Source organism: Proteus sp. PR00224 (genome assembly GCF_016238105.1).
GTDB lineage: Bacteria > Pseudomonadota > Gammaproteobacteria > Enterobacterales > Enterobacteriaceae > Proteus.
Genome location: NZ_JAEHQU010000001.1, coordinates 603,753 through 617,534, shown reverse-complemented (window position 1 = coordinate 617,534; position 13,782 = coordinate 603,753). Strand labels below are relative to the sequence as shown.

Sequence of the window (13,782 nt, the reverse complement as noted above, 5' to 3'; positions counted from 1 at the left end):
ATTGGTGCCGTTTTTTGTATCACGGTTTCACTAAACAATAATATTTAAGTTAATCGTCACTTTTAGGTGTTGTTTTACGTTTAGCTCTTATCTTTTGTGTTTTAACTACTTCACTGGTGATCCAACCATCTTCAACGCGTGTTTTCAACGGATCGCCAATTTTCACTTGTTTGGTATTTTTCAGCACTTCTCCAGACTCTGTTTCGCTAATACTGTAACCGCGAGAAAGTGTTGCGAGAGGACTCACACTTTCTAAACGAGAGCAACTAATAGCGAATTGTTCACGTTGACGAGATAACTGTAGTGAAATACTTTCTCTCATACGGTAAATCAACTGCTGTTGTTGGCGAAGTAATGCTTGAATTTGTGAACTAGGCTCTTGGTAATTAAGGCGTTTTTGTAGTTGTGTTTGTTGATGTTGCTTGGCTTGCAATAGCCGCTGAAAACTAGTGACTAAACGCTGTTGTGTGGAAGCTAATACATTTTGCTGACGAGCAAGACGTAAATGAGGATGCTGTTGCTGTAAACGATGATGGAGCTGTGTTATTGCGCGTAATTTTTTCGCTAAATAGTAATCCATCGCCATTTCAAGGCGTTGTTGCTGTGATTGTAGTTGGCGCAATAGCTCAAGTTTGTTACGACTAATGAGTTCTGCCGCCGCAGAAGGGGTTGGCGCTCTAAGGTCGGCAATAAAATCAGCAATGGTCACATCGGTTTCATGACCAACTGCACTTACAATTGGAATTTCACTGGCAAAAATAGCACGAGCAACGCGTTCATCATTAAATGCCCAGAGATCTTCTAACGAACCGCCACCACGACCAACAATTAAAACATCACACTCTTTACGGCGGTTAGCAAGTTCGATGGCATGAACAATCTGCATAGGCGCTTCAGCACCTTGAACAGCGGTTGGGTAGATAAGCACTGGCAAAGAAGGATCACGACGACGAAGAATATTTAAGATGTCGTGTAGTGCTGCTCCGGTTGATGAAGTGATAACACCAATTTGTTTAGCGGGAGATGGCAGGGGTTTTTTATGAATTGCATCAAATAACCCCTCCGCACTGAGTTTTTGTTTTAATAGCTCAAATTGTTGTTGTAATAGCCCGTCACCAGCAGGTTGCATACTCTCAACAATCAATTGGTAATCGCCTCGTGGCTCATACAATGTAATTGTTGCGCGAACTAAAACTTGCTGACCATGCTGAGGGCGAAAAGTAACTTTAGTATTTTGCCCACGAAACATCGCCGCTCTGATTTGGGCATTCGTATCCTTTAACGTAAAATACCAGTGACCAGAAGAAGGTTGAGTAAAATTGGAAATTTCAGCGCTGATCCAAATGCGACCCATTTCCATTTCTAATAACTGGCGAACGGTCTTATTTAGACGGCTAACAGTAAAAATATTATTGTTTATCGGTAGTGTCATGTGAGCCAGATCAAATTTTAAAACAAAGACTTAATTGATTGATACTACCTAAGTTAGTGGCAGGATCAATAAAAATTTTGAAAAAAAGCTAGAAGCAACCGATTACGGTGTGTATAATTCCGCGGCAATATTTTCTATTTCCTAAAAGCCGCCTTGGTGAGATATTGCTATGTTACGAATTAAAAAAGAAGCACTTACATTTGATGATGTTTTGTTAGTTCCTGCACACTCCACTGTTCTTCCTAATACTGCCGACTTGTCTACTCAACTGACTGAAACAATCCGCCTAAATGTTCCTATGCTGTCTGCTGCAATGGATACTGTGACTGAAGCGCCTTTAGCTATCGCATTAGCTCAAGAAGGTGGAATTGGTTTTATCCACAAAAACATGTCTATCGAACGCCAAGCTGAAGAAGTTCGTCGTGTGAAAAAACATGAAAGTGGTGTTGTCACTGATCCTATCACCGTAACACCAGAAACTTCTTTACGTGAAGTTCAAGCAATGACTGAACGCAATGGCTTTGCGGGTTACCCAGTTGTGACTAATGACAACGAATTAGTGGGTATTATTACTGGTCGTGATGTTCGTTTTGTTACTGATTTAGACCAACCAGTTACTGCGGTAATGACACCAAAAGAGCGCTTAGTGACAGTACAAGAAGGTGAAGCACGAGATGTTGTCATGCAAAGAATGCATGAAAAACGTGTAGAGAAAGCCTTAGTGGTTGATAACAACTTCCATCTGAAAGGTATGATCACTGTAAAAGATTTCAAAAAAGCAGAACGTAAACCAAACGCATGTAAAGATGAACACGGTCGTTTACGTGTAGGTGCTGCTGTTGGTGCAGGTGCAGGTAACGAAGAGCGTGTAGCAGCATTAGTTGCCGCTGGCGTTGACGTTTTACTTATTGACTCTTCTCACGGTCACTCTGAAGGCGTATTACAGCGCATTCGTGATACTCGTGCATTGTATCCAAATCTCCCTATCATTGGTGGCAACGTTGCAACCGCAGAAGGTGCTTTAGCACTGGCAGATGCAGGTGTAAGTGCGGTTAAAGTTGGTATTGGTCCTGGTTCAATTTGTACAACACGTATCGTAACTGGTGTTGGTGTACCACAAATTACCGCTATTGCAGATGCAGTTGAAGCACTGAAAGATCGTAACATTCCTGTTATTGCAGATGGTGGTATTCGTTTCTCTGGCGATATCGCAAAAGCATTAGCAGCAGGTGCAGCTTGCGTGATGGTTGGTTCAATGTTTGCAGGTACTGAAGAATCTCCGGGCGAAATCGAACTATTCCAAGGCCGTTCTTATAAATCCTATCGTGGCATGGGCTCATTAGGTGCGATGTCTAAAGGTTCATCAGATCGTTACTTCCAAACTGACAATGCAGCAGACAAATTAGTACCAGAAGGTATCGAAGGTCGTGTTGCTTATAAAGGTTTATTAAAAACTATCGTTCACCAACAAATGGGTGGTTTACGCTCATGCATGGGCTTAACAGGCTGCGCAACAATTAAAGAATTGAATACTAAAGCTGAATTTGTTCGTATCAGTGGTGCCGGTATTCAAGAAAGCCATGTCCATGATGTGACCATCACGAAAGAATCACCTAACTATCGCTTAGGTATGTAATTTATTCCGAGAAAGGCTTGTTTTGATTATAAATTAGCAAGCCTTTCAACTTTATGACTTTATCTGTTTTGGAATTCACCACAAATGACAGCAAATATCCATAATCATCGCATTCTTATCCTTGATTTCGGTTCACAGTATACGCAGCTTATTGCTCGTCGTATCCGTGAAATCGGCGTTTATTGTGAACTCTGGGCATGGGATGTTACAGAAGAACAAATTCGTGAATTTAATCCTAATGGTATTATTCTGTCTGGTGGCCCTGAAAGTACTACTGAAGACAACAGCCCTCGTGCGCCAGAATACGTATTTAATGCAGGCGTTCCTGTATTAGGAATTTGTTATGGTATGCAAACGATGTCAATGCAATTAGGTGGCGACGTAGAAGTTTCTGGTGAGCGTGAATTTGGTTATTCACAAGTTGAAATTCGTGAAACTTGTGCTCTGTTCAATGATATTCAAGATTCAGTTAGCGAAGATGGCAAACCACTATTAGATGTGTGGATGAGCCACGGTGACAAAGTTACTGCTATTCCATCAGACTTTGTAACAGTAGCCAGCACTGAAACTTGCCCATTTGCTATTATGGCGAATGAAGAGAAACGTTTTTATGGTGTTCAATTCCATCCAGAAGTTACACACACCCATCAAGGCTTAGCGATTTTAAAACGTTTCGTTTTAGATATCTGTGGTTGTGATGCTCTGTGGACTTCTGCTGCAATTATTGAAGACACTGTTGCTCGTTTAAAAGAGCAAATTGGTGATGATCACGTTATTTTAGCATTATCAGGTGGTGTTGATTCTTCAGTGACTGCATTATTGTTAAACCGTGCGATTGGTAAACGTTTAACATGTGTATTTGTTGATAACGGCTTATTGCGTCTGAATGAAGCAGAACAAGTCATGGAAATGTTTAAAGGTAAATTTGACCTAAATATTATCCATGTTGAAGCAGAAGAACGTTTCTTAACTGCGTTGAAGGGCGAAAACGATCCTGAGAAAAAGCGTAAAATCATTGGTCACACATTCATTGAAATCTTTGATGAAGAAGCGGTTAAACAGCCACAAGTTAAATGGTTAGCGCAAGGTACTATTTACCCAGATGTGATTGAATCTGCCGCATCTGCAACAGGTAAAGCTCATGTGATTAAATCACACCATAATGTGGGTGGTTTACCTGATGATATGAAACTGGGTTTAGTTGAGCCATTAAAAGAACTATTTAAAGATGAAGTTCGTAAAATTGGTCTAGAGTTAGGCTTACCTTACGACATGCTTTATCGTCATCCATTCCCAGGTCCTGGTTTAGGGGTTCGTGTATTAGGTGAAATCAAAAAAGAGTATTGTGATTTACTGCGTCGTGCTGATGCTATCTTTATTGAAGAATTGCATAAAGCTGACTTATATAACAAAGTAAGCCAAGCATTTACCGTGTTCTTACCTGTGCGTTCAGTGGGCGTTATGGGTGACGGTCGTAAATATGACTGGGTTGTTTCATTACGTGCAGTTGAAACTGTGGACTTTATGACAGCACATTGGGCACATTTACCATATGACTTCTTAGGTCGTGTTTCTAACCGCATTATCAATGAAGTTAGTGGTATCTCTCGTGTTGTTTATGATATCAGCGGTAAACCACCAGCAACAATTGAGTGGGAATAAAATACCGTTTATCAGTACTAGTTGATAAAGGTTAAAAAACCAAGAGCCATCAGTATGTTACTGGTGGCTTTTTTGTTTAGATTGAGAATTGATGGTTAAAAAACTACAGTTCGTATACAAAGAATAGCATTAAAATCTAGCTTATTAAGCCATTTGACTATTTTAAAATTTGTTATTATTGAAATTTGTTTTTTATGAATAGCATATTTTTATAATACTGAGGATTTTTAATGCGAAACATTCTATTTATATTAATAATAATTGCTTCTTTTGGTGCTAATGCTTCTAATTGGCAATATTCTGAGAAAAAAGATGAATTAAGAGATACATCTTTTTATTTCTCTGGTAATTTATCTAGCAATATAAATAACTTGGGTTTTCCTTATGAAGAAAACCAACTGAGAATAATTTTAAGAAAACATCTAGATACACAATATGTACTTCTTGAAATGATAAATGGACAATTTTATTGTGGTGAATTAACTGAATATGATAATTGCCAGTTTTCAATTAAATTTGATAATAATGAAATATTGAGCAAGGAGTATCTTCCTCAACAAGGAGGAGACAATATTGTTTTTGTTTTTGAACCCAAGGTCTTTTTTGAACAACTAAAAAATGCAAATAAAGCAATTATTGAACTAAATGCGTATCAAGGTGGTAAGGTCCAATATAAATTTGACTTATCAGGGTTTGATATAGAAAAATCACATTTCCAATAATATAAATAGATAAGAATAGTTTTCATGACGAATGCTATTCTTAATGTTTTAAATAAATCATTAAACCCCAATACCAATAACCTTTTTTAATTCTTTTTTAATATCCTCTTCAAACCATATACTATTATCGACGATAATGGCATGCTCGGTTTTATCCACGAGAACAATTTCAGTTTCAATATTCCGCTTATTTAATAATGCTTGTACATGTTGTAAATTACGGTGTTTATTAGTAAACCAATTTTTATTAATGGTGAGTAAATTAATAATGTCGGTATATCCGCATTCTAGCCATTGTTTCAAATTAAGTAATGCGATTTTGTTTTCTTTAGAAAAAGTGGGGCGAAGAAGATAGAACTGACTATCAGCAGTTTGGGTATCATAGATATCTTGTAGAAAATCCTCGACACTTTCTCCACTACCAACGATATCAATTTTACCTGTAGAGGTATTCACTAAATAGGCATTTACACCGACATAACAATGCTCTAGTTGATTATAAATAACATAACGTTCAGAGTTGCAACGGATTATCCAAAAATCTTGTTTCGGCGATAACTCACAAAAATAAATAGCAAACCGTTCATCACAAAGTGATGAGTGACAGTGATTAAGAACGATATCTTGTGCTTGTTGTGAGGTGATCATTTCAGTTATAGACCAATTAATTACACATGAAAAAATAAAAATTAGCCAAGTTTGTATTGGTGTATGTCTGTGTTATAACCATAGAATATTAGAACTAAGATGTAAATTAGCGAAAAAGTAACAATAAGGAGATAAGGACATCATGCATAATGAGATTTTAAAAAAACTCCCGCAGATAGAGCAAGAGTATCAAGTCAAACTACTCTATGTTGCTGAAAGTGGTAGTCGAGCTTGGGGATTTGCCTCAACAGATAGTGATTATGATGTGCGAGGTATTTTTATACGGCCTCGCAATGCTTATCTTTCTATTGATAAACCTAAAGAAACCTTCGAATGGATAGAAAATAGTTGGTTTGATGTAGGCGCTTGGGATATTACCAAAGCTCTACACTTATTACGCAAATCGAATTGTATATTATTAGAGTGGCTCCAATCGCCAATAATTTATCAACAATATCCTAATGTTCAAAAAGAGTTATTTGAGCTTGCAGAACTCTATTATCAACCAAAAGTGATTGTTCATCATTACAGAGGAATTGCTAAAGTTGTGAGTGGATATTGTCCTGAAAATAACGCTAAAAATGAGATTAGTGCAGAGCCAATAAAATTAAAAAAATGGTTCTATATGTTACGCTCTCTTTTATCCGCTTATTGGACAGTGAAAATGAGTAGCATTCCGCCTATGGAATTGGATAAGCTGATAAAAATTTTAACTATCGAAGAACAAAAAGCCATCAAAGAACTAGTAGAATTTAAATCAGATAAAGATGAACATTTTACTTGGGTGCCAACAGATGCAATGCAACATCTAGTGATCTTTTTATGGCAAGAGACAAATGTTCAATTAACCAAGAGAACAGTACCCGATAATAATATTTTAAATAATTGGTTTAGGAAAAAATTAGATGAAACTGACTATTGAAGATATAAAACCTTACCTTTTATTTGAAAGTATTGCTGGAAGTCGTTCACATAATCTTGCAACGGAAACATCAGATACAGATATTAAAGGTGTCTTTTATCTTCCTAAAGATCTTTTTTATGGGTTGGAATACACACCACAAGTAAGTAATGAAACCAATGATATAGTCTATTATGAACTTGGACGATTTATAGAACTATTGTGTGCATCTAATCCTAATATTTTAGAGTTACTTAATTCACCCGAACAGATGGTTACTTATCGACATCCTTTAATGTCATTGATAAAACCAGAATGGTTTTTGTCTAAAACTTGTGTTCAAACATTTGTGCGCTATGCACAAGGGCAGATTAAGAAAGCTCAGGGACTAAACAAAAAAATAGTAAATCCGGTCGAAAAAAAATTAAAAACTATTCTTGATTTTTGTTATGTCATTGAAGATGGAAAAACAACATTAATCAATACTTGGTTAGAAAATCGACGTTGGAAACAAGAGAATGTTGGGTTAGCAAAACTTACTCATGCTCAAGATACTTATGCAATTTATTATGGTGATAAAGTGCCTTATCAAGGAATAATAAAAAAAGAAAATGCTAATGATGTATTGCTAAGTAGTATTTCTAAAACAGCAAAACTAGAAGGTTATCTTAGCTTTAATAAAGAAGGTTATAGTGCATATCGCAAGCAATATCATGAATATTGGCAGTGGGTTGAGCAACGTAATGATGTTCGTTACCAACAAAACATCGATCATGGCAGAAGTTATGATAGTAAGAATATGATGCATACCTTTAGATTACTCTATATTGCATTAGGGATTGCACAAGAAGGTAAAGTGAAGGTTTGGTGTGATAACAGAGATGAATTATTAGCAATTAAGGCAGGTCAGTTTAGTTATAATGAATTATTAGAGCGCAGTGAAATTCTTATTAAGACTATTAAGAGAGCATTTCAATTAAGCCTGTTGCCTGAAAAAATTGAGCCTTCAATTGCAGAAGTTGCTCTTATAAATATAAGAAAAGAGCTTTATAACTAATAGAAAAATAAACTAGCCTAGAAAACTAATATCCCTTACGTAATGTAAGGGATATGCTATTTTAAATATTTTAAGTATATAAACTAAATGCAAAAATATTTATTAAATAGCGTTGATATATAAAAATATTAATTAGTTGCAAGATACTCTGGGTAAGCATCTGTTAACTTCATATATATACGCTTGTGCTCTGCGTTCTTTCTAAAATCCTGTTTTAAACAGATTTTAGCTGTATTTTTTAACTCAGCAGGCATATTTTCTGCGTTTGCAGAGGCAATAATGGAAAAACGCACTTTCTTTTTAGACCGACTCAAATTATAAGGTAAACCTAAAATACGTCTTGCGACTCTGTTTGTTTTCACAACTCACTCCTTTTTGCATGTAATTTAGAGAAAGCCTATTTATTATAGCAGAGAATAAATAGAATAAGATATTGGTAACCTTATTAATTTAGCATTAAAGGCTATTCTGCCTATATTTTCCCTTTTTTTAAAAATATTCAGATTAATAAAATAAATATTTTTATATTCGAAATTTAATTAAGTATCTAGATTATCATCAGTTGAAATTAAAATATTTACACTTATAAAGTGTATTTAAAACACTTGTCATGATTAAAAATAAGAAATTTAGCTTAATATTAACATCGGGTTATTTGTCTCATAATTGAGATGATATAAGATGCTTTAATTTACAATTAATTATCATTTTTTTGAAAAAGAGAATTAGAAAAGAGATCTCGTTAAAAATTTAACGTTATTTTAATTCAAGGAGGTATAGATCCAATTAAGATAACCTTTAAAACCATTTTCAATCGGTATTATAATTACTTCAGGAGTATCATAAGGATGTATTTCGATAAGAGTATCAATTAAGTTTTGCTGTTTACTTTTTTCGGATTTTATCATCATAAGTATTTCATTATCTTCAACAATTTCATTATTCCAATGATAAATAGACTTTACGTGAGGTATTAAATTCACACAAGCAGCAAGTTTTGCATTGATGAGGTGGTGAGCAATTTCATTAGCGATTGTTTCATTTGGTGCGGTTGAGTATGCAATTATCATTGTTTTTCCTTTTAAAATTAATTCGATCTTTCATAGCAACAATAAGGTTTGGTGATTTTAATTTTATCAAAATAAAACTTTTTAAAACTTAAAGCTAATATTTTTATTTTTAGCGAAATAAAACAGTTTTTTCAAAAAAAACTTTCTCGATATGAAATGTTTACGGCATTATTAAGGGCTTTTTACGTATTATAAGGTTCTTGTAGTAAAGAAAAATATCAGGGTGCCGATATTATTATTAGATTAATGAAATCTATCTATTTGTGTTATAAGGCTTAATTTTGCTAAAGGCATTTTTACCTTCAATAATATCTCTAATATAAAATAAACTAATTAGTCATAAGATTTATAAAAATTTGTGGGGTTTAAAATGGATAATAATTCGCTAAAAAACGCGAGTTTATTTGATAATGATCCCGTTCTCTATGCTGCGTGGCTTTACTATCAAGACGGACTCAGCCAAAGTGAAGTTGCAAATATTATGGGTGTTTCTCGAGTCACCGTCGTGAAATATTTGCATCTAGCTAGAGAAAAAGGATTCGTAAATATTAACTTGGATTCATCAGTATTTTCTACGATTGATTATGCCATCAGAATAAAAGCAAAATTCGATCTTAATAATGTGCTTATTTTACCTGATGAAGAAAAGAATAAATCGCAACACACTTTAAATATGAATAGAGAAAGATTAGCGAAAGCAGGAGCAATGTATCTTTCTCAGATAATTAATGACGATGATATTTTAGGTGTTGCTTGGGGACGAACAATTTATAAATTGGGTAATTATCTTCCACCCAAGTCATTAAAAAATATCACCGTACTACAAATGATAGGTGCAGTAGCGCCACAGCCTGATTTTAAAACAACAGAAGCAGCCGCGTTAATCGCAAACAAGTTGTCAGGGTGCAGTATTAATTTGCATGTGCCTGCGGTGGTTTCTAGTGCGCGCCTAGCAATGGAACTTCAAGCTGAACCTATTATTAGGCGTAATTTTTCAGCGCTAAATCAGTGTAATAAAGCCCTTTTTGTTGTGGGTAATACATTAGATGATAATCCTTTGGTTACAACGGGGGTTTTAACGAGCAGTGAAATGGCTCAATATCGTGATTTGGGTGCTGTTGGCGTAATTTGTGGACGTTTTTATGATGCGCAAGGCAATCCTTTGGTTTCTGATATTGACCTTAGAATAATGGGAATAAGCCTTGCTCAGTTAAGACAAATAACACAGAGACTTTTTATTGCTGGTGGTGTGGAAAATATTCAGGCGACAATAGGGGCGATAAAAGGAGGTTACGCCACTGATATTGTGATTGATGAAGTCACAGCGCTGGCATTATTAGAGCTAGACAATTAGTAATAAAATCCTCGTGAAAGCGAGGATTTGTTGGCAAACCACTATTTAAGCTTTACTTATTTCTGATAAAAATAAAGTATTTGAAGCATTTGTTTTGATCAGTCTATTTTGTAAAGCTTACATATAAAGAAAAAGATAAAAATGATAAGTTGTTAACATTTTTATCTTTTTTTATATGAGCCTCTTGCCTTAAATACTTATATCATTCATTATATAAAAAATTATATAACGATAGTCGGGATCACCACTTTTATGAAACGCCAATTTCTTGCTGGTTTAGGGCTAGCATTAGGATTAATTTGCCATAATACATTTGCAGCAGAGCTTCATCTTTATGCAGGCGCTGGATTAAAACAACCAGTAGAGCAAGTTGTGAGTGTATTTGAAAAAGAGACAGGAAATAAAGTTACTATTGAATATGGCGGTTCAGGTCAAATACTAACACGCTTTAATTTAACTAAGCAGGGGGATTTATTTTTTCCCGGTTCACAAGATTACGTGGAAAAGTTAAATAAAGAAGGACAAGTAGTTAATCAATATTCTATTGTTCGCCATATTCCAGTTATTGCTGTGCGTAAAGATAAAGTGGGTGATATTAAAACACTAGAAGATCTTGCGAATAGTTCATTAAAACTAGGTATGGGTGATGCTAAAGCTATCGCATTAGGAAAAAGTGGCGAGCAACTTATTGATGCATCAGGTCAAGGCGATAAACTACGTGATAAAGTTGTTGTACGCACTGCAACCATTAAACAATTGCTTATGTATTTACTCAATGGGGAAGTGGATGCCGCCATTATTGGGTATGCAGATGCAATGAAAAATCAAGATAAACTCGTTTTGCTTCCAGTTCCTGAAGGTAGCCCAGAAGAAGTGGCAACACTTGCTGTTTTAAAAACATCAGCAAATCCGAAAGAAGCACAATTACTTGCTGATTATTTTACTCGTGCTGAAGGGATAAAGGCTTTTACTGATTATGGTTTTCTTCCTGTAATTTCGAAACCATAGATTTTTTCTCACATAAATTGTGTTTTTTCGCCACCAACTCACTGGTGGCTTTTTTCATTATTACAGCAAAATAAATATCTATCTTAAAAAGGAAATAACGTGTTTCGATGGGCATTAATTCCACTTTTTTTATTGTTATTTCTGATCTTAGGATCGCTAATTGCATTGATATGCCAACTTTCTTATGTTGAATTGAGGCAAGTTATTACCGATCCTGAATTCCATTTTGCTATTGGCATGTCGCTCAGTACAGCGTTAACTTCTTTATGTCTAGCAATTATCCTAGGTGTACCTGCCGCATGGGCAATGGCAAGAATTCCTTTTAAAGGACATCGTTTTATTGATGCGTTATTAGATTTGCCTTTGGTTACTCCTCCATTAGTTATCGGTATCGGATTATTATTATTGTTAGGAAATCAGGGCCCTTTAACAGGCGTTTTTCCTGAATTATCTCGCTCTCTTTTTTCACCATTGGGTATTATTATTGCTCAAACTTATGTCGCAAGCGCGATTATTATGAGAAATAGTCTCTCTGCTTTTAAGTCTGTCGATCCTGCTTATATTCAAACGGCACAAAATTTAGGATTAACGCCAACAAAAACATTTTTCTTGATTGAAATACCACTGTGTTGGCCAGCTTTAATGAGTGGAAGCATCATTGCATTTTCTAGAGCTTTAGGTGAATTTGGCGCAACGTTAATGTTAGCTGGTGCAACAAGGTTAAAAACAGAAACGTTGCCTATGGCAATTTATTTAAATATTGCCAGCGGAGACTTTACTCTGGCAATAGGTTGTGCGCTTGTTCTTATCGCTATCGCGATTACTTTGTTATTTGCATTACATCGTTTACAGCGAGAAAGGAAAAGATCATGTTAGAAATTCGTTCATTAACAACGGGTATATTAAAAGATATTTCGTTGGACGTAGAAAAAGGAACATGTTTAGGAATAAGTGGTACATCTGGAAGTGGTAAAACAACGCTTTTAAATGCGATTGCTGGATATACTTCATACACTGGTGATATCTACCTTGCAGATAAAAATATAAATGAACAACCAGTATGGTTACGCTCTTGTCGATATTTAAATCAACGGCTTTATTTATTTCCGTTTATGACTGTGACACAAAATTTATGGTTAGCACAATATGGTGCAAAACAGAAACGAAGCAAGGAGAGAGAAAAGGCGATATTAGAGCAAATGGGAATTGCACATCTCGCTACACGTTATCCTCATCAAATTTCAGGAGGGGAGCAACAACGCGTTGCATTGGCAAGAGCGCTTATTAGCCAACCCAAACTGTTACTACTGGACGAACCTTTTTCGAGTTTGGATTGGGAAACACGTTATCAGCTTTGGGATTTAATTGATTCCTTAAAATCTAAGGAAATAACGATGATCATGGTTACTCATGAGCCTCGTGAAATCAGAGCGCTAGCAGATAAAACGGTTTTATTGTCTAAAGGACAAGTTGTTACTGAAAATTCTATACTATGAAATTGTTGCTTTGCTTATTGATTACCAAGCCATTACTGACCAATGGATAATACGCCCCATAATTTTTACAGAATCAGTTTCTGCTGATTCATCAGGAAATTCGTCTTTATTATAACTACGTATAATCAATTTACCGCCCGGTTGACGATAGAGCAGTTTTATTCTAAACAAGGCATCTTGTTCGATAGCATAAATGCCACCATCAACAATACGTGTGTTACCTGTATCGACAGTGACTGTTGAGCCATTGGGAATAACAGGTGACATACTATCGCCATAAACAGAAAAGCAAATAACGTTTTGAGAAGATGCGCCATAACGGCGTAATGTGCTTTTTGAAAATCTCAATTTATATCCATTATGATCTTCGTTAGTACAACAACCGTCACCCGCCGCGAGTTCGATACTTTTAAAATAGGGAATTTCCACTTCATCGGCATCTAAAGGGGTATTACTGTCCCATTCACTCACCGGTTGCCATTCATTCTCTGGTGGAATTTCAGAAGTTGCATTGGGTTGTTCTTCACCTTCGAGTAGCCAAGCCAAATCACAATTTAATGCTTTTGCTAATTCAGGTAAAAAACGGGGGCGTTTAGTTTTACCACTTTCTAGCTGTTCTATGGATTGCTGTGTCGTACTCGCTAAAGTAGCAAGTTCTGATTGTGTTAAACCTAACGCAATGCGTTTATCTTTGGTACGTTTCGCAATAGACATTAGTGACTCCTAATACGTGTCCTTACATATTCAAGTACAAAGAGTATATCGTAAAAAGAAAACAAATTAAATTGTATTTTAT

At 35.6% G+C, this 13,782-nt stretch carries 14 protein-coding genes; 9 read left to right on the top strand and 5 right to left on the bottom strand.

Going from position 1 to position 13,782, the window contains the following annotated elements; genetic code table 11:
- Window positions 1–49: 49 nt before the first annotated feature.
- Window positions 50–1,432, bottom strand: a complete 1,383-nt coding sequence (xseA, locus tag JEP71_RS02890) for an exodeoxyribonuclease VII large subunit (protein ID WP_198619863.1) — start codon at window positions 1,430–1,432, stop codon at window positions 50–52.
- Between the two features lie 169 nt (window positions 1,433–1,601).
- On the opposite strand from xseA, the gene guaB reads away from it, so the two are divergent.
- The 3 genes from guaB to JEP71_RS02875 all read left to right on the top strand — a co-directional run bounded on the left by guaB (window position 1,602) and on the right by JEP71_RS02875 (window position 5,452).
- Window positions 1,602–3,068, top strand: coding sequence for an IMP dehydrogenase (guaB, locus tag JEP71_RS02885; protein WP_109373637.1), 1,467 nt, complete (start codon window positions 1,602–1,604; stop codon window positions 3,066–3,068).
- A gap of 84 nt (window positions 3,069–3,152) precedes the next feature.
- Window positions 3,153–4,730, top strand: coding sequence for a glutamine-hydrolyzing GMP synthase (gene guaA / locus JEP71_RS02880; RefSeq protein WP_100160335.1), 1,578 nt, complete (start codon window positions 3,153–3,155; stop codon window positions 4,728–4,730).
- A gap of 230 nt (window positions 4,731–4,960) precedes the next feature.
- A complete protein-coding gene (locus JEP71_RS02875; RefSeq protein WP_198625717.1) occupies window positions 4,961–5,452 on the top strand; it encodes a hypothetical protein in 492 nt (163 codons plus the stop codon).
- Window positions 5,453–5,512: 60 nt separating this feature from the next.
- On the opposite strand, the gene JEP71_RS02870 is transcribed toward JEP71_RS02875, so the two are convergent.
- On the bottom strand, window positions 5,513–6,100 hold the full coding sequence (locus JEP71_RS02870) for a hypothetical protein (RefSeq protein WP_198625716.1): 588 nt from the start codon (window positions 6,098–6,100) through the stop codon (window positions 5,513–5,515).
- Between the two features lie 142 nt (window positions 6,101–6,242).
- Between JEP71_RS02870 and JEP71_RS02865 the strand changes: the two genes are divergently transcribed.
- Together JEP71_RS02865 and JEP71_RS02860 are read left to right on the top strand one after the other, a co-directional pair.
- Window positions 6,243–7,022: a nucleotidyltransferase domain-containing protein gene (locus JEP71_RS02865; RefSeq protein ID WP_198625715.1), complete on the top strand. Its 780-nt coding sequence runs from the start codon at window positions 6,243–6,245 to the stop codon at window positions 7,020–7,022.
- Window positions 7,006–8,058 carry a DNA polymerase beta superfamily protein gene (locus JEP71_RS02860; RefSeq protein WP_198625714.1) on the top strand — a complete coding sequence of 351 codons (1,053 nt, stop codon included), beginning with the start codon at window positions 7,006–7,008 and terminating at the stop codon, window positions 8,056–8,058. Before JEP71_RS02865 ends, JEP71_RS02860 begins: the two co-directional genes overlap by 17 nt.
- 128 nt (window positions 8,059–8,186) lie before the next feature.
- Here JEP71_RS02860 and sra read toward each other — a convergent pair whose 3' ends face one another.
- Window positions 8,187–8,420, bottom strand: coding sequence for a stationary-phase-induced ribosome-associated protein (gene sra / locus JEP71_RS02855; protein WP_109373597.1), 234 nt, complete (start codon window positions 8,418–8,420; stop codon window positions 8,187–8,189).
- A gap of 399 nt (window positions 8,421–8,819) precedes the next feature.
- Complete coding sequence (gene cutA, locus JEP71_RS02850; RefSeq protein ID WP_198619902.1) at window positions 8,820–9,128, bottom strand: divalent-cation tolerance protein CutA; 309 nt, start codon at window positions 9,126–9,128, stop codon at window positions 8,820–8,822.
- Between the two features lie 370 nt (window positions 9,129–9,498).
- Here cutA and JEP71_RS02845 point away from each other — a divergent pair, with 370 nt between their 5' ends.
- From JEP71_RS02845 to JEP71_RS02830, 4 genes are all read left to right on the top strand, one after another.
- Window positions 9,499–10,482 (top strand): sugar-binding transcriptional regulator, encoded by a 984-nt coding sequence (locus tag JEP71_RS02845; protein ID WP_099075600.1) that lies wholly within the window; start codon window positions 9,499–9,501, stop codon window positions 10,480–10,482.
- Between the two features lie 252 nt (window positions 10,483–10,734).
- Window positions 10,735–11,490, top strand: coding sequence for a molybdate ABC transporter substrate-binding protein (gene modA / locus JEP71_RS02840; protein WP_196532527.1), 756 nt, complete (start codon window positions 10,735–10,737; stop codon window positions 11,488–11,490).
- Window positions 11,491–11,589: 99 nt separating this feature from the next.
- On the top strand, window positions 11,590–12,366 hold the full coding sequence (locus JEP71_RS02835; RefSeq protein ID WP_109401741.1) for an ABC transporter permease: 777 nt from the start codon (window positions 11,590–11,592) through the stop codon (window positions 12,364–12,366).
- Window positions 12,360–12,986, top strand: a complete 627-nt coding sequence (locus JEP71_RS02830; RefSeq protein ID WP_160230432.1) for an ABC transporter ATP-binding protein — start codon at window positions 12,360–12,362, stop codon at window positions 12,984–12,986. The genes JEP71_RS02835 and JEP71_RS02830 overlap by 7 nt, the downstream gene beginning before the upstream one ends.
- A gap of 21 nt (window positions 12,987–13,007) precedes the next feature.
- Here JEP71_RS02830 and JEP71_RS02825 read toward each other — a convergent pair whose 3' ends face one another.
- Complete coding sequence (locus JEP71_RS02825) at window positions 13,008–13,700, bottom strand: XRE family transcriptional regulator (RefSeq protein ID WP_198625713.1); 693 nt, start codon at window positions 13,698–13,700, stop codon at window positions 13,008–13,010.
- Between the last annotated feature and the right edge of the window lie 82 nt (window positions 13,701–13,782).